Genomic DNA, 21,569 nt, shown 5'->3' on the forward strand with positions numbered 1-21,569 from the left:
ATCCTGCGCAACTTTTTCAGCGAGCGATCCACCCATGCTGACCATCAAAGACCAGCAGCGTGCCGCAGGCCGGCGTTCGCTCGCGCCGCCCGCGCTGCTGACGGGCGCCAATTTGCAATGGGCGTGTCTGATCCTGCCGATCGCCGCCACCTTATACTCGGCCGTGATCGCGCTGGGCGTGGCCCACGGCCTCCCGGGATCCTACCAGACAGTAGTCCTATGCGAGGTTCTGCTGCTTGGTTTCGCCGTTGCCTCGCTGCTTGCCAGTGGCCTTACGTCCGATGATTGGCCGCCGATCCTGTTGCTGTATTTCCTGGTCGTGATCGCGGTGATCCTCTCGATGGTCAACAGCCGGCCGATGATCGAAACATTGCGATCCACCTTTCTGATCGGCATTTTCGCCATGATCGGTCAGCGGATGACCGCCAAAACGCTCGATACCGCCTTTTTCGTAGTGGCGATGGTTGTGGTGGTCGTGCTGCTGATCGAGATTTTCGCGCAAGGGACATATGTCTGGCTGTTCCAGCCGCAGGCATTTTTCACCGCTACCCGCGGCATGCAGGCATCAGAATACAATAATAGCGGCTTGTTCAACAACGCCTCGAGCTTCGAGGGACGATTCAGTTTCGGCTTTTTCGATATCCCGCGGACGTCGTCGGTATTTATGGAGCAGGTCTCCAACGCCAACTTCGCCTGCGTGCTGGCGTTGTATATTTCGGCGCGCTGGGGCGCTCTTAGCAGCGTCAAGCGTGGCGCCTTGCTCGGCACGGTGGCGCTTATCCTGGTCTCCACCAACGGGCGGTTCGCGTCGCTGCTGGTGCTAGCAATGGCGCTGGGCTTTTTCGTCTTCCCGATGCTCGGCCGGATCACGCTGCCCTTGGCCAGCATGGCCATCGCCGGCATCGCGATCGCAATCAACATGATTTATCCTTTCCAGCCCGGCGACGACCTGATCGGCCGCATCACCTTTGCCGGCAAGATGTTCGGCGAGGCGGATTGGCCCTTCTATCTGGGTGCCCGGGCCTCCGATGCATTGCGCCAGCGTGACAGTGGTTACACCTACCTGATCGGCTCCACGACGATTTTCGGCGCGATCGCGCTCTGGGCATTCGTCAATTTTTACCCGCGGGCTAACGATGCGCCATCGCGCCGGCTAGCTTTCGGGGTGGTCGGCTATATGCTGGGACAATTGCTGGTGAGCAGCACCAGCCTTTTCTCGATCAAGACGGCGGCGTTGCTGTGGGCATTAGTCGGTTGCGTGCGGATGCAGGAGGCGATCAAACCCCGACGCCGGGCGGAAGCATGAGTGCGGCGCGGCCCGGCTCGGGAATCGTGCGCTGGATGATCGCGCTGCTGGCGCTGCTGGGGGGCGGCGCGCTGGCCGCGATGATGCTGCAAGCCCCGGCCCCGGCCGCGCCGGCAAAAGGACCGCCGCTGGTGCCGCGTTATGCGGGCGTAAATCTGGCCAGCGGCAGCTTCGGGACCAAGGCACTGCCGGGCATTTATGGCCACGACTATATTTATCCCAATGCCCGGGATGCGGCGCCCTTTCTTGCCGCTGGTATGACCGCGATTCGGTTGCCGTTCCGCTGGGAACGCGTCCAGCCTGCGCTGGGCCGGCCGCTCGATCCGGCTGAGATGCGGCGGCTCGATGCTGCGGTCATGGCACTCAGCGGTTTCCGCATGATCATCCTCGATCTCCATAATTACGCGGGCTATCGGGGCACCAAGCTCGGTACACCACAGTTCCCCGGCAGCGCGCTGGAGGACGTGTGGCGCCAGCTTGCCGCGCGCTATCGCAGCAACCCCCGCATCGCCTTCGGCATGATGAACGAGCCGACCGGCATCGACGCATTGGCGTGGCGGCAGATCGCCGAAAGCACTTTGTTGGCGATCCGCGATACGGGCGCGCGCAACCTCGTTCTCATCCCGGGCACGCGGTGGACCGGCGCTCATTCCTGGGCCAAGGGCACGCCGTCCAACGCCGAAGCGCTGACCGGCGTGCGCGATCCCATCAACAATATCGCCTTCGAGATGCATCAATATCTCGATCCCAACTCGTCCGGCACCGGCGCGACATGCGTTTCTGCCGAAGCCGCAGCGGCACGCCTGCGGGTCGCCACCGCCTGGCTTCGAGCGCAGAAAGCGCGCGGCTTTTTGGGCGAATTCGGTTCGCCCGCCACGCCCGAATGCCATGTCGCGCTGGATGCGCTGCTGACAACAATGGACAATTCCGACGATGTTTGGCTGGGCTGGACCTATTGGGCCGCGGGCGCGCGCTGGAATAAATATGCACTCAGCGTCCAACCCGACGCGAATGGTCCAAAGCCGCAAATGGCGATACTTGCCAAGCATCTGCCGAAATAGCGGCTGTCCACCTGCCCCTTGTAGCAAAATGAGGCGTTAACCAAAGGTGCGACTGGTTGTGCTTCGCAGCATTTTCTCGTAGCAGCCCGACATCCGGAGGCATGTTTGTGAGTTGGCAGCTAAAGAAGCGAGTATCGGCATTATCGCGCTGGCTTAATGGCAGCAGCGCGAACCGGCCGAAGTACGCGCGCCCGCCTGTTGTCGTTCCCGCGCCGGACGCGTTCGTCCCCAGCGAGGTCGATCCCGCACCGGTGGTGCCCCAGGCGAATCCGCTGCCGAACCGCCTAATTCTCGGCCGGGTGTTCGATTCGGCGCATCCCGTCCGCAGCCGCGAAGAATTGCTCGGTCGACGTCGTGAACTCGACGAACTGTTAGCCGCCACGCTCGATTTCGGCCAGCACGCCATCGTTCACGGCGCACGCGGCTCCGGTAAGACTTCACTGGTGCGCATTTTCGGCGATCATGCCGATCAGGGCGGCGCCGTCGTGATCTACATGGCGTGTGAGCCCGGCGTATCGTTCAGCGAACTGATCCTGCCTTATCTGCGCGCTATTCCCACCGCCGCATTGCGCCCTGGTGCGCGTGAAGCATTCGCGCGCGGACTCGACGCCCTGCCCGCGACCTTCGGCCCCCGCGCGGTGGTGGAATTGGTCGCAGAGCAGGTATCTTCTCCCGTCCTGTTCATTCTCGACGAGTTCGATCGGATCACCGACACGGTGGTCAAAGCGGATATCGCTGCGGCGATGAAATTGCTCTCCGATGCGCTGGCGACGGTGTTGTTCGTCCTGGTCGGCATCGCCCGGGACGTATCGGATGTTGTCGATGCACACCCGTCGTTGCGCCGCCATCTGCGCACCGTGGCGCTGGGCCGGATCGAACCGACCAGCGTCGATGCGCTGATCACCAATGGCGCGGCCGCTGCGGGGCTGGTGTTCGACGATCGGGCGCGCGCGGTCATCGCACGGGCTTCGTGCGGGTCCCCGTTTCACGTCCGCATCTTCGCCCATCACTCTGCGCTGGCGGCGGTCCGTGATGGCTCGTCGGTGGTGCGCGAAGCCGATGCCCGCACCGGCCTCAAGACCGCGCTGGAACATTGGGCGTCGATGAACCACGCCGATGCGGCAACCTTCGTCCGTCTGGTCGAAACGGGGCAAAACCTGCACCTGCTCGAACGCACCGCGCGCCGCGCGGCGGTCAACGACCGGCTTGAGCAGGATGGATCGGCGGAGACCGCCCACACCAATATTCTGGCCGATGCCGTACGCGCCGAGCCCGGCATGGATACCGCGTTGGTCTTCCGCGACAGCGTCGCACCACAATTCTTGATTGCTTTCATCATGTTGGCGGAGGTTTCGGCGCCCGCTTCGGTCCCTACCGCCAGACAGGAGCTCCCCGATGCTGTCGATTCCTGATCTCGCCGTTGCGCTGCGCAAGCGCTGGCGGCTTGAACTCGTCGTCCTGCTGGCCGTCCTGCTCGGCGTCGCCATCTGGACCGCGATGTCGACCAAGACCTATGTCGCATCATCCTCGATCCTGTTTGACGATATGTCCATCGATCCGGTGCAAGGTACGACCGGCGGCGGCGATAATCTCAGTTCGCTACTGGCGACGCAGACCGATGTCGTGCGCAGTGAAGCAGTGGCGGCGGAAGTGGTCGCCGAGCAACAGCTCGCTTCGCCAGCTGTCGTGCAGGCCTGGCGCAAAGCGACCGGCGGCCTTGGCGACGTCAACAGTTGGTACGGACGTCAGCTCCTTTCCGGCCTCGATGTAATGCCGGAAAAGGCATCGCGCGTGCTGACCATTCGCTATCGCTCGGCCGATCCGCAATTTGCCGCTTTGCTCGCCAATGGTTTTGCCGTGGCCTATCTCGATGCGCGGCTCAAATCCAAGACCGATCCGGCGCGCACCTATTCGCGCTGGTTCACTGAACGCACGCGCGAAGTACGTGCCAATCTAGAAAGCGCCCAAGGCCGTCTGACGGATTTCAAACGAAAGACGGGGATTGTCGATTCGGGCTCGCTGGACGCCGAGGCGGCGCGGCTTGGCGAGCTTTCTGGGCAGTTTACCGGTGCACAGGCATCGGCGGCCGATTATGCCGCGCGTGCCGGCGGCAGCACGTCGCAGTCGCCGGACGTCCAGAATTCAGCCGTGGTACAGGGCCTGCGCTCGCAGATCGCCAACAAGACGGCGCAGCTCAGTCAGATGAGCCAAGGCCTCGGGCCCAATCACCCTGATTTAGTAGCCGCACGCGCGGAACTGAACGAGCTGCGGTCGCGGCTTGGCTCCGAGATCGGTACCGGTACGCGCTCGGTTCGGGTGGCGGGCGCCGCGGCGAATTCCAAAGAAGCCAGCCTGCAGCGCCTGCTCAACGAGCAGCGGTCGCGCATGTTGGGGCTTGCCGGTGATCGGGCGCAGTTCGATGTGCTGCAGCGTGATGTCGATTCGGCCCGTGCGGCATACGATGCCGTCACGCAGCGGCTTGAAGCGATGCGGCTCCAGGCGCTTGCACCTTCGACTAACGCGCGGCAGCTGGACGTTGCCAGCCCGCCGGTAATGCCATCGGACCCTAATGTGCCGCTGCGCATCCTGCTCGGCTTGATCCTTGGCGTGTTGTTGGCCGCGGGCGCTGCCATTGCTATGGAAACGTGGCGTCCGCGCGCGCGGACGACGGCGGGCATCGTCGCCGTCTCCGGGTCGCCAGTTCTTGCGACGATCAATTTCAAAAACTCGAGCATCGGCCCTTTGCTGATGTCGGAGGCAGTATGAGACTTCGTTCAGGCGAACGCCAAACAACTGCCGCCGAGGATCTGCGCACAGGCGCGCTTGATCGCCAACGTATCGGCGACATGCTCAATCTCGATGCGACGACCACCGCCGCGATCGTCGCGCATCAAGCCAGCACTGGCCGCTTGTTCGGCGAGGCAGCGATCGAGCTTGGTATCGTCACCGCGGATCAAGTGCAGCGCGCCGTCGAGGAACAACAGGGCTTTTCGGTGCTGGAAGCGGGGGATCCACGGATCGATCCGCTTGTCGTGAGCGCGTTCGATCCGGACGATTCGCTGGCCATGTCGATTCGTGCGCTACGCGCGATGGTCACTGGCGCCAAACGACCTGATGGTACGGCGGTCAAATCGATTGCCATGCTCGGGCTTGATAGCGGCGCGGAGACCGCAGTGCTGGCCGCCAATCTTGCCGTGGCCTTCGCGCAGACCGGGTATCTTACGTTGCTGGTCGATGCCGATCTCACCAACCCGCAGCATCATTCCTTGTTCAGGCTGGGCAATCGCGCCGGCCTTACCACGTTGCTGTCAAACGCCAGCCGCGCCGAAGCCGTCGCGCAGCAGTCCGCCATCAAGCGTCTGTCCGTCGTCACCAGCGGACCTGCTGTACCCAATGCTTCCGAGCTGCTCGATCGTCGCCGTCTGGCGGCCGGGCTGGAGCCGATGCTTGACGATTATGATCTCGTCCTCGTCGACGCCGGCGACGCGAGCGAGGGTGCCGTCAGCGCGGCACTTGGGCTCGACGCCAGCATCCTGATCATCCGCCGCGACGTGACCGAGACGCGGGTTCTGTCGCGCCTGGTCGATCAAATGGAGACCGGCGGCCTGACCATCCTCGGTACGATCCTGGTAGATTGACCACCCCCATGCCCGCGCCTCCCGCAGCGGTGCCGGCCCGGGAGATCGGGGGGATCGCGGTTGCCGCCGCGAGCCACGACGAGGCTTTGGCGTTAATGCTCGCCGCCGTGGAGCGCGAAGCTCCGGCTATCTTCACTTTCTGTAATGCGCATACGGTCAATCTGGCCCGGTCTTCCGTGCCGTTGCGCAAGGCGCTGCGCCACGCGACAGTGTTTAACGACGGCATCGGCATGGATATCGCGTCGAAATTGCTGTTCGGGGCGCCATTTCCCGACAATCTGAACGGCACCGACTTGACGCCCGCGCTGCTCGGCGCGCTGCCGGAGGGTATTGCCGTCTATCTGCTCGGCAGTCCGGCCGGCGTCGCCCAAGATGCACAGGCCGTGTTGGCCGCGCGCTTCCCGACGCTGCGCTTCGCAGGAGCGGAACATGGCTGGTTTGCGGAAGCGGATGAACCCGCCATCGTCGAACGCATCCGACAGAGTGGCGCGCAGCTGCTGATTGTCGGCATGGGGCAACCGCGGCAAGAGTTATGGGCCGCGCGCCACGCCGCAGCGCTCGGCATCGTGCAGCTCTGCGTCGGCGCCTATCTCGATTTCGCCGCCGACCGCTTTCCGCGCGCGCCGTTGTGGGTCCGGCAAGCGAGGCTCGAATGGGCCTTCCGCTTGGCGCAGGAGCCAACCCGACTGGCGCACCGGTATCTCGTCGGAAATGCAAAATTCCTGATAAATGTGGTTCTGGAGCGGGGGCGCCGGTGATAAAATATCGTGCCGACATCGATGGCTTGCGTACCCTTGCCGTTCTTCCAATCGTAATGTTTCATGCTGGCGTCACGCAGATTCCTGGTGGATTTACCGGCGTCGACGTCTTCTTCGTGATCTCCGGGTTTCTCATCACCTCGATCATCCAGGGTGAGATGGCCGCTGGGCGTTTCAGCATCGCGACCTTCTATCGTCGGCGCGTCGTGCGGATCGTCCCCGCGCTGTTCGTGGTATTGGCTGCCACCTTAATCGCCGGATGCCTGATCTTATTGCCTGGCGAATTACGTGAACTCGGCCGCAGCGCTGCCGCTGCAGCTGGGTTCAGCTCAAATATCTTCTTCTGGCGCACTTCCAACTATTTCAGTGGTGCGGCAGAATCCAAGGCGCTGCTGCACACTTGGTCGCTCGGTGTCGAAGAGCAATTCTATATTTTCTATCCGCTCCTCCTGATGATCGTAGCGCGCTTCATTCCGCGGCGCATTACCGCCGTGCTTGCCACCCTCGCCATCGGATCTTTCCTGCTTGGTATGGTGATCGAATGGAAAGTGCCCGGCGGTGCGTTCAACTTCTACATGCTGCCCTCGCGTGCCTGGGAACTGGCCCTGGGAGGATTGATTGCGGTCGGCGGTTTCCCGGAGCTCCGAACAGGAATGGCGCGCACTGCGGCGGCGAGCGTGGGCTTGGCGTCGATCATTTTGGCGCTGTTCGTTATCGGGCCGGATGCTTCGTTCCCTATCCCATGGGCAATGCTGCCCGCGCTGGGATCTGCGCTGCTGATTGCCTATGCGCCAGATACGGCCATCGGCGGCTTGCTGAGCACCCGCCCCGCGGTGGCAATCGGCCGCATCTCTTTCTCGCTATACCTGTGGCATTGGCCGATCATCGTGTTCTACCGGCTTGTCACTGGCGCCGAACTAAGCTGGCAGGCGACGGTGGGGCTCATCTGCTTGTCCTTGATCGCAGCTTTCATCTCGTACCAATGGATCGAGAAGCCCTTCCTGGCGCGGTTCCGCCAGGCGCCGTCCGGCCGCACTATTGCAGTAGGCCTCTTTTCGCTGTTGAGCATCGTGGTTGCCGGCTTGGTCGTGTCGTTCAACGCGTCGCACATCCGCGTGCTGCCGCCAGCGGTGCAGGTGGTCGCCGGCTACGGCGACTATAGTGAAAGCAAGGCCTGGCGGTATCAATATCGCCGCGGCCCGTGCTTCGCCGGCGAAGGCCTTGCGTACGATGCCAAGGCCTGTTTACGCCCCAGCGCCACAGGCACCAACATATTGGTCCTGGGCGACAGCCACGCCGCGCAATATTGGCGCGCAATCGCGCTGCAATTGCCCAAGGCGAACGTGATGCAAGCAACTGCCTCGGGGTGTCGCCCTGTTTTGCCGGTAAGTGGCCTGGAGCGCTGCACAGACATGGTGAGTTACGCGCTCGGACCGTTCCTCGACGCCCATAAGATTGATACTGTCATCCTCGGAGGGCGTTGGCGCGCGGAGGATGTTGCGGCCGTGGGGCCGACGGTGGCCGGGGTGCGCGCGCGTGGCATCAAGATCGTCGTGATCGGGCCGACAGTCGAATATCATGGCGAATTTTCGCAACTGCTCGCCCGCGCCATGATCCGGCAGGATTTCGCGGCGTTGGAACGACTTCGTGCGACGGAGCAACGCGACATCGATCGTGCCCTGGCGCCTGTCGTGCTCAAGGCGGGGGGCCGATACATCTCTGCCTACGATATCGAATGCCCTGGCGGACGATGCGTCTATCGTGCACCCGGCGGCGCGCCGATGCAGTTCGATTACGGCCACTTGACCTTGCCTGGCGCACGCTACGTGATCGCAAAAGCCGGCTTGTAGGTCCTGCCAGCCCGGCGTGGAATTTGAGCTTCGCCACCTACAACTTGTTAAAGATGTACGATGATCCCTGTGAGCCGAGATTACCAGATTAACCCGACGATGCCCGCGTAAGCACCAAGCAACAACAGCACTCCGACAAAGCGCGAAACTTGGTGCGCCGCGCCGTCGAACAGCATCGGCTGCGGAGCGATCGGTGCTGGCACCACAAGGCGCTCGACCAAGCTTTGATGCATCGCGCCAACGACGCCGCCCAGTTCGGTCGTCATGCGGGTCTCGCCTGCTGTGGGCGAAACATGTTTGCGGGCAGAATTGGGCATGCGTGTTCTCCGACTTCCCCTCTGTAGTGCCGCTGCGTCGTTAAAATTGCATGAAGCAGGGGCTTCGGGGATAGCGCCTTGGGCGCGATCGACCTGGGCGATCACCGATCATGACTTATCAGTTGCATTTTTGTCTCAAATCGGGGCATGATATGTGAACAAACGCGTAGACCGTTTTCGGTGTGGCAACGTCAGCGGCTCAAGTCGCGATGTAAGAGGATGAGAGGATGCAAAGTGTGATAGCTAGCAGCGGACGTCCCGACGCATCGGTTTTTCGCAAGCGGTTCGACGCATGTGAATATTGGCTTTCTCGCAGCGCCGGTTACCTTGCGCTCACTGCGGCGTGCGTGGGGATTTTGCTCTGGTTATTATGACACGCGGTTGCGCAGGCCGATCGAGGCCAATGCGCTGATTCAAAGAGCCCTCACCGCTGAATCCGTCGATGCTCGCAATTAATGGCGGCATCGCACCCGCCAGCCCCGAGATGTGTGTGACGAGCGTATCGTGATGGACGAAGCCTGGCGGTAGCGCTACGGCAAGGAGATGGTTGCCGCCGATTCGGCGGCTGGGGAATATATCGCGCTGATGCTTGGTTGGCGCAATGGTTGAATGCGGGAAATCGCCATTTCTCCACAAGCTCGTGCGGAGAGTGTCAAAAGTGAACGTGGGGGCATCATCAAATAAGGTTTTCGGTGCGGATAGGCCGGCTGCTCGGCAATTGATGCCAAGTCCCCAGCAAAACCGCATATTGGTCTATCTGGCGCAGCTGGTGTTCGATGTCGTTGCGCTAACCTCCTCGACGGTCGCGGCGGGCTATGTGCGCTTTGGCACTGCAGGGCTGATACCGGACCTGACCTTGTTACTGACGCTGGTTCCGCTGTATGTCGCGACGAGCTTCAGCCTGCGCGCGCATAGCTACGATGTTTTGGTATCGCTCTCCTCGTCTGTTACCAAGGCGTTGGCCTCGCTAACGCTTGCTCTGGCATTGCAACTGCTTGTGCTGTTCGCAATCAAGGGCAGCGAGGACATCTCCCGCCTGATGTTCTTCCTCAACGCCGGATTTTGCGTCGTCTTCCTCATCGCCTTTCGCTTGCCGATCTTTTGGCTGGTCCGACATGTGCTGGTGGCGCGCTTCGTGCGCCGCGTGCTGATCCTTGACGGGTACCGTGTCCAAGCGCCTGATTCATTCGAAGTGATCGACGCCGAAGCCGAAGGCATCCTGCCCGATATCCAAAATCCGTACATGCTGCACAATTTCTCCGGCATGATCGCTGGCGCTGATCGCGTGATCGTCTCGTGTGCGCCAGATCGGCGGTCGGATTGGTCGCTCTATCTCAAAGGCGTGGGCTGCCGGGGCGAGCTGCTGGTGCCCGAGCTGCTGGGTGTCGTGCCGCTGCACGGCGATCACGATCTCGGCACAATCGGCATTGTCGTATCCGCCGGGCCGCTGGATCTGCGTAATCGCGTGCTCAAACGCATGCTCGATCTGGCGCTCAGCGTCCCGGTAATGATCCTGCTCACCCCGTTGCTGCTATTCGTCGCGATTGCCATCAAGCTGGACAGCCAAGGACCGATCCTTTTTCGGCAACGGCGCATGGGGCGCGGCAATCGGTTGTTCGACGTCTACAAATTCCGCAGCATGCATCACAATCAATCCGATCCGGACGGCAAGCAATCCACGCTGCGCCAGGACAAGCGCGTGACGCGCGTCGGTCGGCTGATCCGCGCGATGAGCGTTGATGAGTTGCCGCAATTGTTCAACGTGATCGAAGGCGACATGAGCCTCGTCGGCCCGCGCCCGCATGCCTTGGGATCACGCGCTGGCGATCAACTATTCTGGCATGTTGATCCCGAATATTGGCTGCGTCACGCCATCAAGCCGGGCATCACCGGCCTGGCACAGGTCCGCGGCTACCGCGGCGCGACCAATCACCGCGACGATCTGGCCAATCGCCTGCGCAGCGATCTGGAATATGTCGCCAATTGGTCCATCCTGGGTGACATCTCGATCCTGGTGCGCACGGCGACCGTAATCCTGCACTCGAAGGCGTATTGACGCCCGCTGCGCTAGCCAGGCTGGCGCACCGCCCCTACATCCGGCCAATGGCCGTCCACACCCCCACCCCCGCCGCAACGCTCGTATTGTTCCGAGAGCGCGCTGGTGCGTTGCCCGAAGTGTTAATGGTCGAGCGCGCCAAGGCGATGGTGTTCGCTGGCGGCGCGCTGGTATTTCCCGGTGGGCGCGTAGATCCGGGTGACCGTGCGCTGGCCTTGGAATTGGGGGGTGAACCGATCGATACCGCCGGCCGCATCGCCGCCATCCGGGAAACGCTGGAAGAGGTGGGCTTGCCGATCGGCTTGGTGCCGTCCCCAGATGCCGCCTCGCTCGCCAGGCTGCGCGACGCGCTGCATGACGGCGTCGCGTTTGGCGCGGTGCTCGATAGCGCCGGCATAAGACTCGATCTTTCGCTGCTGACGCCATTCGCCCGGTGGTTGCCGGCGCATGCGCATATGCGCATCTTCGACACATTGTTTTATCTTGCGCGGCTGCCTGCCGACGCTCCCCTGCCGCAGGTCGATGCGACCGAAAATGTCCGCTTATTCTGGTCCAGCGCGCAGGCAGTGCTCGACGATGCCGATGCCGGCCATGTCACGATCATCTTCCCGACGCGACGCAATCTCGAACGGTTGGCGCGCTTCGTGAGCTTCGACGACGCCATTGAGGATGCCGCCCGCCACCCGATCCGACCCGTAACGCCGTGGATCGAGCATCGCGATGGCGCAGACCATCTCTGCATTCCCGACGATCTCGGCTATCCCGTCACCGCGGAGCTGTTGACGAGCACCGTGCGCGGTTGATGCGCCCCCTGCGTCGCATCATCGGCTGGCTGGTGACGCTCGCCGTGATGAGCTTTGCGGGGCTGGCGGTGTTTGCGCTCAGCCGCGGACGCCCGCAGGATCTGCCTTGGGCGCCGCTTGATCTGTCACAGCCAGCAGGGCTGTTCACCGGTCGGAAGATCGCGGCGCTGGGCGACGATATCGCTGCCTGCGGCGCCCAGCTGAACCGCGCCGGTGTGCGGCACACCGTGTTGCCCGCAGTGCGTGACGGTCAGTGCGGCTACGCCAACGCCGTGCGGCTCTCCCCTGGCGGCGCGCGCCAAGTCGCACTCGCGCCCACCGCGGTAGGCCTGTCATGCCCCGTGGCGGCCGGGCTATCGTTGTGGGAGTGGGACGTCGTGCAGCCCGCCGCGCGGCGCTATTTCGGGCAGCGTGTGGCGAGCCTGGACCATTACGGCAGCTACAGCTGCCGCCGGATTTATGGTCGCAATACGGGCGATTTGAGCGAGCATGCCAGCGCCAACGCGCTCGACGTGGCGGGCTTCCGGCTGGAGGATGGCACGCGCATCACCGTGCTGGGCGATTGGAAAGATACCGGCGACAAGGGGAAGTTCCTGCGCGCAGTACGCACCGGCGCCTGCAATGTATTCGCGACCGTGCTCTCCCCCGACTACAACGCCGCGCACCGCGATCACCTGCATCTTGATCAGGCCGATCGCGGCACGGCGGGCTGGCGCGCGTGTCGCTAGCTCAGTGCGGCAACACCGCCGCATCGACCTTTTCGACCCATTTGGGGAAAAAGCCTGGCGCGCGGTTCGACCAGCCGGACGCGGTCGCCGCCGCCTCGCTGATCGACTGCAGCAATTTGCGGCGCAGATCGGGATGCAGATGGGGCAGCGCGGCGGAAGAACAGAACGCCGCCGGCAGCCATGGCCGCACGTCCGCGCCGATCAGCCGCTCATAAAGAAAGCGATACGCGGAGAAGCTCGTCAACCGACCCTGCCCCAGATCGAACGCGCTGATGCTGATTAGCGGTGCGAGGAACGGCTCGATCGCCTCCAGCCCGCTCTCATCCGGCACCATCGCACGCAAATCGGGCAGCCGGCGATAGACATGCGCCTGCGCGCGGATGCTGGCCGTCTCAACAGGATCGCGCGACCAGCGCTGCAACGCGTCGTCCCGGTCCAAGCCGATATCCAGCGAGCGCCGCACATAACGCTGCGTCGCCGCCGGAAAGCTCGCAAATTCCTTCATTTCCGCCAAGGTCATCGCCCCGGTCGCCGATTTCATGCCAGAAGCCATACTGCACCCGCCCCGCTGATGTGGAACCGTAGTCACGATACCGGGCAACAATGCGCCACGCTGGTTAACGCACTGCCAACACCCCCCGGTACATACATGGCATCACAGATCGTTGTGCGTTGCAACGTATCTGTCCTATTATTGCGATGAGCCGCATTCGTTGCGCCGCATTGTCACCCTCCCCGCCGCAAATGCGCAAACAAAAGCCCGCCACCGGGAGGGTGACGGGCCTTTTGCCTACGCGTACGCAACTCGTTACAAAGAGCGGTCAGCCTTGCTTGTCAGCTTTCAACTTCGCCTCGGCTTCGGGATCGAAACCAGAGGATTCCGGCGGTGCATTGTTATGCACGGGTTGCGTCGACGCTGGCGGGTCGGACGCATCCATCGACTCATCGAGCCCGGCATCGAGCCGCGCATCGCTATTTTCCGGATTGCGGGCCAGGCGCTCGGCAATCGATGCGTCGCGACCGGCATCCTGGCGCGGATCGACGCTATGACCCTTGCCGTCATCGGGTTCGGGGGGCGCGACCGACAAGCTGTCGAGCGCCTTTTCGTCGATCGTATTGCTGTCCATGGCCAATCCTCTTGCGGCTGTTGCGCTAATAGAACGATCATCACCGACAGGCGTTCCACCACCGAAGGCTATATCATCGTCGGCCAGGCAATTTACCCGCACGACCTGTCGGTTCATCGCGGCCGTGCCGAACACGGTCATGAAGGCGATGTCGGTCGCATCACGACCCACTGCTACGCGGACCAGATCGTCACATTTGGCCATCCCGGTCGCGTCGATCAGATGCCAGCCGCCATCCAGCCAGAGCTCCGCCACGGCATGAAAGTCAGGCGGCGACACGCCGGGTGCGTAGGCCGCCACGCACCGTGCAGGGATGCCCCCGGCGCGCGCTAATGCAACCACCAGATGCGCGTAATCACGGCATACGCCGCGCCGATCGGCAAACGTCATCAGCGCGGTGGTCACGCCGCTGCTGCTGCCCGACTGATAAGTGAGGTTCGCGCCAACCCATTTGCCGATCGCCGCGGCCAGCGCGCCCCCGCCCAGACCATCGAATTCCGACTGCACGAAGCCCTCGAACCGGTCGGACTCGCAATAGCGGCTGGGCATCAGATAGGGCACGGCATCGCCGGGCAGATCGGACAGGTCTGTCGCCGGGAGCTGCGAGAAATCGACGCCTGCGCGATCGATCTTGACCACCGCCCGATAGGAGACGCGAAACGTGCCCGATCCCTTCGCCCAGGTGCGCTGCCCGATGGCGTTCTCGCCAGGCACGGCGCGCAGCGGTTCCAGGCAATAGATGCGCAAATCCTGATGCTCGAGATGCTGATCGACCATCGCCGCGGCTTCGATCTGCAACAAGATCTCAGCCTGATTGTCGATCCAATAATCCAGCTCCACGTCGATCGACAGGCGCATATACATTCCCATTTTTGATGACCCGCCGACGCGCATGGTGCCGAGCGGGAAGCCCCGTATAGCGGGGATCGACAGCCCCACCAATCGGCTCAGAACAGTTTTCGCAGCGTCAGGCTGATCGTTCGCCCAACCGGATCGAGATAGTCGCGTTGGAAGCGATTGGGCACACGTCCATTGCCGTCCCGCACGCTTTGCCGCGCATCGGTGACGTTGCTGATATCGATCTTGAGTTGCAACTTGCGCGCCCAATCTTGCTTAGGCAGCAGACGGTCCAGCCCGACAAACACCCCCATGTTGAGCTTGAAAATCGCGGCGAAGCGGAGATTGGCGGCGCGATCGGCATTGCGCACGCGATTGGCCCCACCATACCAAAAATCGAACGTGCCGCCCGTGCCGCGGTGGCTGATCCCGCCATAGGCGTAGCTGGAGAGGCGCGGACTCCCCCCGCCGGTCACAGTGTCTCCCCGCAAGAGATCGAGCGTCGGCGCGCCCGGCATTAGCTGCAACCGATCGCTGAATTTAATGCTGGGGCCAGCGCCGACATAGAAAAAGACGCGCTCCGCGGCGGGCGGCGCGCCAGTGGCGGGCGGGGGCGGTGGCCGTCCCAGTGGCCCGTTGGCCGATATCGTGAGGTTCAGCGCACGCTGATCCTCGCGGTAGAAATTGATCGGTTGGAAGGTTTGCGACACCAGCCGCCCCGCTCCATCACGCACGAACAAATCGGGCAGGATCGGCTCGATCTGCGGCGTGAACGCATAGACCGTGCCCGTCTGGTTCCGGATCGCGGTGGCGTCATAGGTCGCGCTCAGCCTGAGCTCGCGTTTGGCGAACGGCTTGAGCGTCATAGTCAGCGATCGCACCTGGCGGCGTTCGGCGAGCAGATCTGGATTGCCGCCTTGGATCACGGTGATCAATTCGGTGCGACCGTTGCGATAATCGAAGGCCGGCACGTTGGTGATGCGCACTATGGGCGAGGACAGCATTTCGAAGTTGGGCGCGGCCTCGCTATGCTTGATCTGCGCCAGCATCTGCAGCCCGGGGAACGGCGCCCAACTCATTCCATAGCTGCGGTCGTTCAAGCCGCCGAAGCCGCCAACCGTGCGCACCGTCGCCGCGCCGTTGACCGAGAGCTCGCCGAGCGCGGGCAACACATCCTCGCGCTTGGAAGCGATCGGGAGATCGATGGCGAACCCGCCCTCGATCCGCGTCCGGCCCAGCGACAGCGCCGAGGGGTTGGCGCCGCGCGTGGCGGAGATGGCGGAGGATCGCTCCGCCTCCGCCGTCAAGGTCATATTCACGCCACCCGCTGGCACGTCGAACGGCATACTGCTCGCCACCGTCTTGATCCCGCCGTTGCGCGTGCGCAACCGCGCCCGATCGGTTTGCCTCTCGCTGAGCAAAGCGGGATCGAGCGGTGCGAAAGGATCGACGCCGCCAGCGATTGCCGCAGCGGCCGGCGCCAAATCCACGCCTAGTTGGGTCGCCCCGCTCACGCGCTTTTGGTCCAACGCGATCGTCGCGTCCCAGCGCCACGCGGCCAGCGCGCCGCGCACTGCCACGCCGGCATGCAGTGTCGTGGTCGTCTGGTGCAGACGGAGCGGATCGACTTCGGTTAGATAGCGATTGAGCAGCACCGGACCGGCAAAGGGCGAAGCGGGATTGCTGCCCGGCACGACCAGGATCGCGGTCGCTGGCCCGCTCACGTTGCGGTCGCGGCTTTGCTCGGCAGAGAGATTGAGCGATCCCGACAGATCACCGATGCGGTCGGCCAGCACGAGTTCGCCTTTCACCGCATCGTTGCGCGGCGCCAACCAGCGATACGGCCCGAGGTCGAACGGTCGCGGTCGATTGGCATCGGCGGCAAAGCCCGCCAGCGTGCGTGCGCCCACAGCTTCAGGCACCGGGGCGACCGTCACCATCCCACCGGCAGCGGCAGACAATGCCGGATCGATTTCCGCCCCATCCCGCCCGGTAATGTTGCCGATGGCATCGAACACAATATCGGGATTGGGCACGATATCGCGCTGCGACTGCCGCACCGGATCGGTATGCCTCAGTTCGACCCCAAGCGTCAGCCGGGCATTGTCGCGCAACCGCGTGAGCCCGACATTGCCAGTGCCGCGCGCGCTATTGCCGCGCGTTGTGCCGCCGATCATGCCGCGCACCTCGGTCTGTTCAAACCGGCGTTTGGAGATGACATTGACCAGCCGCCGGGTCGGCGGATAGCCATATTTGAGCGCGGCGGGCTCGGATAGCACCTCGATTTTGTCGATCGCTTCGGGTGGTAAAGAGAAGATTTCTTGGCCGCTCGAAACACGCTGGCCGTTGAACAGGAAGATCGGCTCTCCGCCACTGGCCGACTGCGTTACGCCGCGGATCGTTCGCATCAATTCCGCCACCGTCGACGCGCCGGTGGCCGCGATCGCCTGGGCATCGATCTCCGCCAGCGGATCGACGTTGCTGACTGCCGTGCCACGCCTTCCGGTGACCACGACATCGGTCGCCACCGCCTGCTCGGCAGGGGCCGACTGCGACGGCGCCTCGCCGGTGTCTTGAGCCAAGGCGGAATGACCGCCCGCCAGGATCAGGAGGACGGGAGCCGCCCGCGTGCTCTTCATCAACCACGGAACACAACCGCTTGATCTCACGTGCACAAAAATGCCCTCCCCCCGTCGTTCTAACCGGGGGAGGGCTATTCGTGCAACGCGCGAGGCGCGGCTGCGGTAAGATTAGTTGCGGCTGGAACCGAACAGACGCAGGATAAACAGGAACATGTTGATGAAGTCGAGGTACAGCGACAATGCCGACATAATCACGGTGCGGCCCTCGTCTGCTGTTCCGGCTACATGCGCATACATGCTCTTCGTACGCTGCGTATCATACGCCGTGAGGCCAGCGAACAAGAGCACACCAACAATGCTGATCACCAGTGCCATCACGCTCGACTGGAAGAACAGGTTGAGCAAGCTTGCCACCAGCAGACCAACGACGCCCATGATCAGGAAGGTGCCGAATGCCGACAGATCACGCTTCGTGGTGTAACCGTACAGCGACAAGGCACCGAACGACGCCGCCGTCGCGAAGAAGGCCTGAGCGATTGACGTGCCGCTATACTGCAGGAAAATGGTCGAGAGCGACAGGCCCATCAGGACCGCAAAGCCCCAGAACATCGCCTGCAGCGTTGGCGTGGACATGCGCCCCTGCCCGAAGCTCATGCCGAACACGATCGCCAGGGGCGCGAACATGATGACATATTTCAGAATGCCGGGGTTCATGAACACCTGCTCGGCATAACCGGAGCGCGCGAACAGCAACGCCACGATGCCGGTGAGCAAGATGCCCGACGTCATGTAGTTGTAGACCGAAAGCATGTACGACCGAAGGCCAGCGTCGTACGCTTCCGTACGCGCACCCGCCGCCGTCGCGAAAGTCGCGCCGTTCGGACGTGGGTCAGACCAATTAGCCATTTCCAAGAAACTCCTCTGCCCGGCCACACGCCGGATACTCTGGAATATCGGCGCTCAGTAAACGATTTTCAAGCGATTTGGGGGCGCCGGCCGCAGGCAACATTTCGTTACATGCCGGGGTCCATTCGTTACGCTTCGCCCGAGCGAAGCAGCAAGCGCCCGCGCCTCCTGCCCCGTTCGCCGCATGAGCCCAGCGCGCCGGGATACGTTATAAATCGCAGCGCGCCATAGGCGTCAGGCGGCGCCGAACACCCCGCACGCGATCCGCGCACCGCTATTGCCCGAAGGATCGGTCATCAGATCGTCAGCCGCGGCATGCACGACCAGCGCCGAGCCGTCCGCGTCAAACAACCCAGCCATGGTCATGCCGGGGATGGTGATGCCCAGCGTCCCGCGACCATCGGTGCCGACGATCAGATTGGGTAGATCGCCCCCATGCGGACCCTGCGGGTTCATCGAGCCGTGTTTCATCGCGGTCGGGTTCCAATGCCCGCCCGCCGTCGTGAAGTCCGGCGCATCGCAGCGACCGACCATATGCACATGCGTGCCATGCGTGCCGGAAGGCATCCCGCGCGCGTCGATCGTGAAGCGCAGCCCGCCCGCTACCTCGCTGGCGCTCGCCGTGCCGACCGCCGCGCCGTCGGCCGTCTGCAATGTCGCGACGGCGCGCGCGCCGCCAGCCATCGGCGCGCCAACCGCCAGCTTGTCCTGGTTGCACGCGGCCAGGCCGAGCGTCAGCAGGGCCGCCGTGCCGATGATCGCGATCCGCATGATAATTCTCCGAGGTTGGTGTTCATTAGCGAACACTTACCTGCTCGGAACGGTTCCGAAAAGCGGTGGGGAGCGCCGCCCCCCGGCCATCATCCTGACCATCACACCGGATCCATCGCGCCGCGCTGGCCAGCGAGCGTCGACACGATGGATTCTGACCTTCTTCAATATTGGGTGGGTGGGGGGCAGCCGCCCCTCAATCCCCGGTTAAAATCCGGTCCACCAATTGCTTCACCGACGGGACGAAGCCGTTTGAATAGAACGGATCCTTCTTGAAATTATACGCCCCGTGCCCGGCAAACATCAGGTTGTTATCGGTCGGCCCGCCGTGGGCGATATCCTGCAATGTCTTCTGGATGCAGAAGCTGCGCGGATCGGCCAGCCGGCCCGTTGAATTCGTCTCGCTATCCGCCCAGGCGGAGAACGAGCATTGCGACAAGCAACCCATGCAATCGGCCTGATCCTTGCGGATCCAACCCTTTTCCTCGGGCGTGACGAAGACGAGCGTATTGTCCGGCGTCTTCAGCGCATCGGTATAGCCCTCGCCGAACCATTGCCGCGCGCGTAGCAGATCGTTGCGCGTGACCCAGAAATTCTTGCCCTTCACGCCAACGTCGAGCTGGAACACGTGATCGCCGGCTTCCTGCGTCGAGAAAGCGATCTGGCGTTCGGAGCGCGTCTCCAGAATACGCAAGAATGGGTTCTTCACCGCGCTGGAATAGAAACCGGTGGGGGAGAATTTGTGCAGCAGCACTTCGCCCGGCTCGATCTCCATCAGCTTGTTCTTCCAGCCTTCGGGGATCGGGCTCTCGCGCGTCAGCAAGGGGCGCGTGCCGAATTGGAAGGCGATCGTGCCGAGCTCGGGATTGTCGATCCAATTGCTCCAATCGCGCAGATACCACACGCCGCCGGCCATCACGATCGGCACCGCGTCGGAAATGCCGCCTTCGCGCATCACGTCGCGCAGTTCCTTGACGCGTGGATAGGGATCCTGTGGCTTCAACGGATCTTCGGCGTTGGACAGGCCGTTATGCCCGCCGGCCAGCCAGGGATCCTCATACACCACGGCCGAGAGATAGTCGGCGGCCTTAGAATAGGCCCGCTTCCACAGCGCGCGGAAGGCGCGGCCGGAGCTGACGATCGGAAGATACGTGACATTGTACGAGGCGGCGATTTCGCTCAGCTTATAGGGCATGCCGGCGCCGCAGGTGACGCCCGCGATCAACCCCTTGGTGCGTTCGAGTATGCCGTGCAGGATGCGCTGTGCCCCGCCCATTTCCCACAGCACGTTGATGTTGATCGCGCCCTGCCCACCGGCAATGTCATACGCCTTGTGCACTTGCTGCACCGCGCCCTCGATCGCATAGTCGATCAGCTCTTCGTGCCGCTCGCGCCGCGTCAGCGATTTATAGACCTGCGGAATGATCTTGCCGTCGGGATCATAGCTATCGGCATTGACGGCAGAGACCGTGCCGATGCCACCGGCCGCAGCCCAGGCGCCGGCCGAGGCATGGTTGGTCGCCGCTACGCCCTTGCCGCCCTCTACGAGCGGCCAGACTTCGCGGCCGTTATAGACGATGGGCTTGAGACCTTTGAACACCATTCTCTCCGAACTTAACATACGTTTGATACAAGCAAAGGATGCCGCGACACGAACGAATTGCGACTCAAAGAAGGCGCGCGTGCCGCCCCATTACAGTTTCGTACAGCGACGCATAGCGGGCGATCATGATGTTCTCATCAAAATCCGCCGCTTTCCGTCTGTTAGCGGCGCCGATCGCGGCGCGTAAGGCAGGATCGCGCGCAAGAATCTCAATCGCGTCGCGCAGGGGAACCTCGCCGGGCTGCTCAAGGATGAACGGCGCGTTTTCGACGGCGACCATGCGCGGCACATCGCCGACCGGGGGCGCGACGATCGGCAACCCGGCGGCCATGCCCTCAATCACCGCGATCGGGAATTGCTCGCTTTTGGAGGACAACGCCATGATGTCAAACAGCCCGACAAACGTGTGCGGCGCGCCTAGAAAACCGGGCAGCACCAGCGCATCCTCCAGCCCCATATTCTCTGCCGCGTCCAGGATAGCCTGCCGCTCCGGCCCCTCGCCGACGATCACCAGCCGGATGCGCGCCGAACACCCCCCGACGGCACGAACCAAAAGCGGCAGATCCTTGATCGCGCGCAACCCGGCCAGCGTGCCGACGACGATCTCGCCCGGCTTGCGCTTGAACCCGGGAATCGCCTTGGGATCGCACGTGCCGGCATATGCTGCGGTGGCGATGCCATTAGTGATGCGGTGCACACGCGCTTCGGGCTGCTTCCACACGTCGAGCGCGATGCGGTGCAGCACCTCGGACGGCACGACCAGGGCTTGCGCGGCGGACAAGGCGACGCGGCGATAATAATTGCGCTCGCGCTTCAGCCCGCCCGCTTCATCTTCGGTGAACCCGTCCTCGTGATGCACCAGCGGCGGCGCCCCCTTGGCGAACACGCGCCGCGCCATCACCCCGTCGATCGCGCCCCAGTTATGGCTCAGCACCAGATCGAAGCGCCGCATGTAACGCGCCAGCGCCTCATATCGCGCGACCGAGGGCCGCCCGGTCAGCGGCGGCGGGTTCTGCGCGATCTCGTATTTGATTCCCGCTGCGATCGCGTCACGCGCGCCAAGCTGACCGGGCATGCCCGAAACAATCGTATGCCGCGCACGATCCCCAAAGGCGTTCATCAGCCGCGCCGCGCGAGCCTCGTTGCTGCCCAGATTGAAGCTCGAATGCAGATGCAGGATGTTGGCTGGCTGAGGCATGAGATGCGGCACTAGCGAGGAATGGCGG

General features: G+C 63.1%; 18 protein-coding genes. 10 read left to right on the forward strand and 8 right to left on the reverse strand.

Going from position 1 to position 21,569, the window contains the following annotated elements; translation table 11 throughout:
• Positions 1 to 34 precede the first annotated feature (34 nt).
• The 7 genes from ABC969_RS04060 to ABC969_RS04090 all read left to right on the forward strand — a co-directional run bounded on the left by ABC969_RS04060 (position 35) and on the right by ABC969_RS04090 (position 8,613).
• On the forward strand, positions 35 to 1,306 hold the full coding sequence (locus tag ABC969_RS04060; RefSeq protein ID WP_345863129.1) for a hypothetical protein: 1,272 nt from the start codon (positions 35 to 37) through the stop codon (positions 1,304 to 1,306).
• Entirely contained in the window at positions 1,303 to 2,367 is a 1,065-nt protein-coding gene (locus tag ABC969_RS04065; RefSeq protein ID WP_345863130.1) for a glycoside hydrolase family 5 protein, read from the forward strand. Before ABC969_RS04060 ends, ABC969_RS04065 begins: the two co-directional genes overlap by 4 nt.
• 107 nt (positions 2,368 to 2,474) lie before the next feature.
• Positions 2,475 to 3,779: an ATP-binding protein gene (locus tag ABC969_RS04070; RefSeq protein WP_345863131.1), complete on the forward strand. Its 1,305-nt coding sequence runs from the start codon at positions 2,475 to 2,477 to the stop codon at positions 3,777 to 3,779.
• Positions 3,763 to 5,133, forward strand: coding sequence for a GNVR domain-containing protein (locus ABC969_RS04075; RefSeq protein ID WP_345863132.1), 1,371 nt, complete (start codon positions 3,763 to 3,765; stop codon positions 5,131 to 5,133). Before ABC969_RS04070 ends, ABC969_RS04075 begins: the two co-directional genes overlap by 17 nt.
• Complete coding sequence (locus ABC969_RS04080; RefSeq protein ID WP_345863134.1) at positions 5,130 to 6,005, forward strand: P-loop NTPase family protein; 876 nt, start codon at positions 5,130 to 5,132, stop codon at positions 6,003 to 6,005. The genes ABC969_RS04075 and ABC969_RS04080 overlap by 4 nt, the downstream gene beginning before the upstream one ends.
• Entirely contained in the window at positions 6,002 to 6,763 is a 762-nt protein-coding gene (locus ABC969_RS04085) for a WecB/TagA/CpsF family glycosyltransferase (protein WP_345863135.1), read from the forward strand. The genes ABC969_RS04080 and ABC969_RS04085 overlap by 4 nt, the downstream gene beginning before the upstream one ends.
• Complete coding sequence (locus ABC969_RS04090) at positions 6,760 to 8,613, forward strand: acyltransferase family protein (protein ID WP_345863136.1); 1,854 nt, start codon at positions 6,760 to 6,762, stop codon at positions 8,611 to 8,613. The genes ABC969_RS04085 and ABC969_RS04090 overlap by 4 nt, the downstream gene beginning before the upstream one ends.
• Before the next feature lie 80 nt (positions 8,614 to 8,693).
• Here the strand turns inward: ABC969_RS04090 and ABC969_RS04095 are convergent, their stop codons facing one another.
• Positions 8,694 to 8,879, reverse strand: coding sequence for a hypothetical protein (locus tag ABC969_RS04095; RefSeq protein ID WP_345863137.1), 186 nt, complete (start codon positions 8,877 to 8,879; stop codon positions 8,694 to 8,696).
• Positions 8,880 to 9,651: 772 nt separating this feature from the next.
• On the opposite strand from ABC969_RS04095, the gene ABC969_RS04100 reads away from it, so the two are divergent.
• Genes ABC969_RS04100 through ABC969_RS04110 form a run of 3 tightly spaced genes read left to right on the forward strand, consistent with a single transcriptional unit; the run spans position 9,652 to position 12,517 of the window.
• Positions 9,652 to 10,986: a sugar transferase gene (locus ABC969_RS04100; protein ID WP_345863139.1), complete on the forward strand. Its 1,335-nt coding sequence runs from the start codon at positions 9,652 to 9,654 to the stop codon at positions 10,984 to 10,986.
• A gap of 47 nt (positions 10,987 to 11,033) precedes the next feature.
• Entirely contained in the window at positions 11,034 to 11,789 is a 756-nt protein-coding gene (locus ABC969_RS04105) for an NUDIX hydrolase (RefSeq protein ID WP_345863141.1), read from the forward strand.
• The gene (locus ABC969_RS04110; protein ID WP_380808629.1) at positions 11,789 to 12,517 is read left to right on the forward strand and encodes an extensin-like domain-containing protein; all 729 of its coding nucleotides are present in this window, start codon (positions 11,789 to 11,791) and stop codon (positions 12,515 to 12,517) included. The genes ABC969_RS04105 and ABC969_RS04110 overlap by 1 nt, the downstream gene beginning before the upstream one ends.
• Position 12,518: 1 nt before the next feature.
• Here ABC969_RS04110 and ABC969_RS04115 read toward each other — a convergent pair whose 3' ends face one another.
• The 7 genes from ABC969_RS04115 to ABC969_RS04145 all read right to left on the reverse strand — a co-directional run bounded on the left by ABC969_RS04115 (position 12,519) and on the right by ABC969_RS04145 (position 21,541).
• Positions 12,519 to 13,058, reverse strand: coding sequence for a hypothetical protein (locus ABC969_RS04115; protein WP_345863143.1), 540 nt, complete (start codon positions 13,056 to 13,058; stop codon positions 12,519 to 12,521).
• A 280-nt stretch (positions 13,059 to 13,338) separates the two neighbouring features.
• Positions 13,339 to 14,502 carry a transglutaminase-like domain-containing protein gene (locus ABC969_RS04120; RefSeq protein ID WP_345863145.1) on the reverse strand — a complete coding sequence of 388 codons (1,164 nt, stop codon included), beginning with the start codon at positions 14,500 to 14,502 and terminating at the stop codon, positions 13,339 to 13,341.
• A gap of 89 nt (positions 14,503 to 14,591) precedes the next feature.
• Positions 14,592 to 17,063, reverse strand: coding sequence for a TonB-dependent receptor (locus ABC969_RS04125; protein ID WP_345863146.1), 2,472 nt, complete (start codon positions 17,061 to 17,063; stop codon positions 14,592 to 14,594).
• Between the two features lie 168 nt (positions 17,064 to 17,231).
• Positions 17,232 to 17,969: a Bax inhibitor-1/YccA family protein gene (locus tag ABC969_RS04130; RefSeq protein WP_345863147.1), complete on the reverse strand. Its 738-nt coding sequence runs from the start codon at positions 17,967 to 17,969 to the stop codon at positions 17,232 to 17,234.
• Between the two features lie 234 nt (positions 17,970 to 18,203).
• Entirely contained in the window at positions 18,204 to 18,740 is a 537-nt protein-coding gene (locus tag ABC969_RS04135; protein WP_345863148.1) for a superoxide dismutase family protein, read from the reverse strand.
• A gap of 196 nt (positions 18,741 to 18,936) precedes the next feature.
• The gene (locus ABC969_RS04140; RefSeq protein WP_345863150.1) at positions 18,937 to 20,340 is read right to left on the reverse strand and encodes an NAD(P)H-dependent flavin oxidoreductase; all 1,404 of its coding nucleotides are present in this window, start codon (positions 20,338 to 20,340) and stop codon (positions 18,937 to 18,939) included.
• 67 nt (positions 20,341 to 20,407) lie between these two features.
• Complete coding sequence (locus ABC969_RS04145) at positions 20,408 to 21,541, reverse strand: glycosyltransferase family 4 protein (RefSeq protein WP_345863151.1); 1,134 nt, start codon at positions 21,539 to 21,541, stop codon at positions 20,408 to 20,410.
• Positions 21,542 to 21,569: the final 28 nt, after the last annotated feature.

The sequence above is a fragment of the Sphingomonas qilianensis genome (assembly GCF_039614825.1).
Classification (GTDB): domain Bacteria; phylum Pseudomonadota; class Alphaproteobacteria; order Sphingomonadales; family Sphingomonadaceae; genus Sphingomonas; species Sphingomonas qilianensis.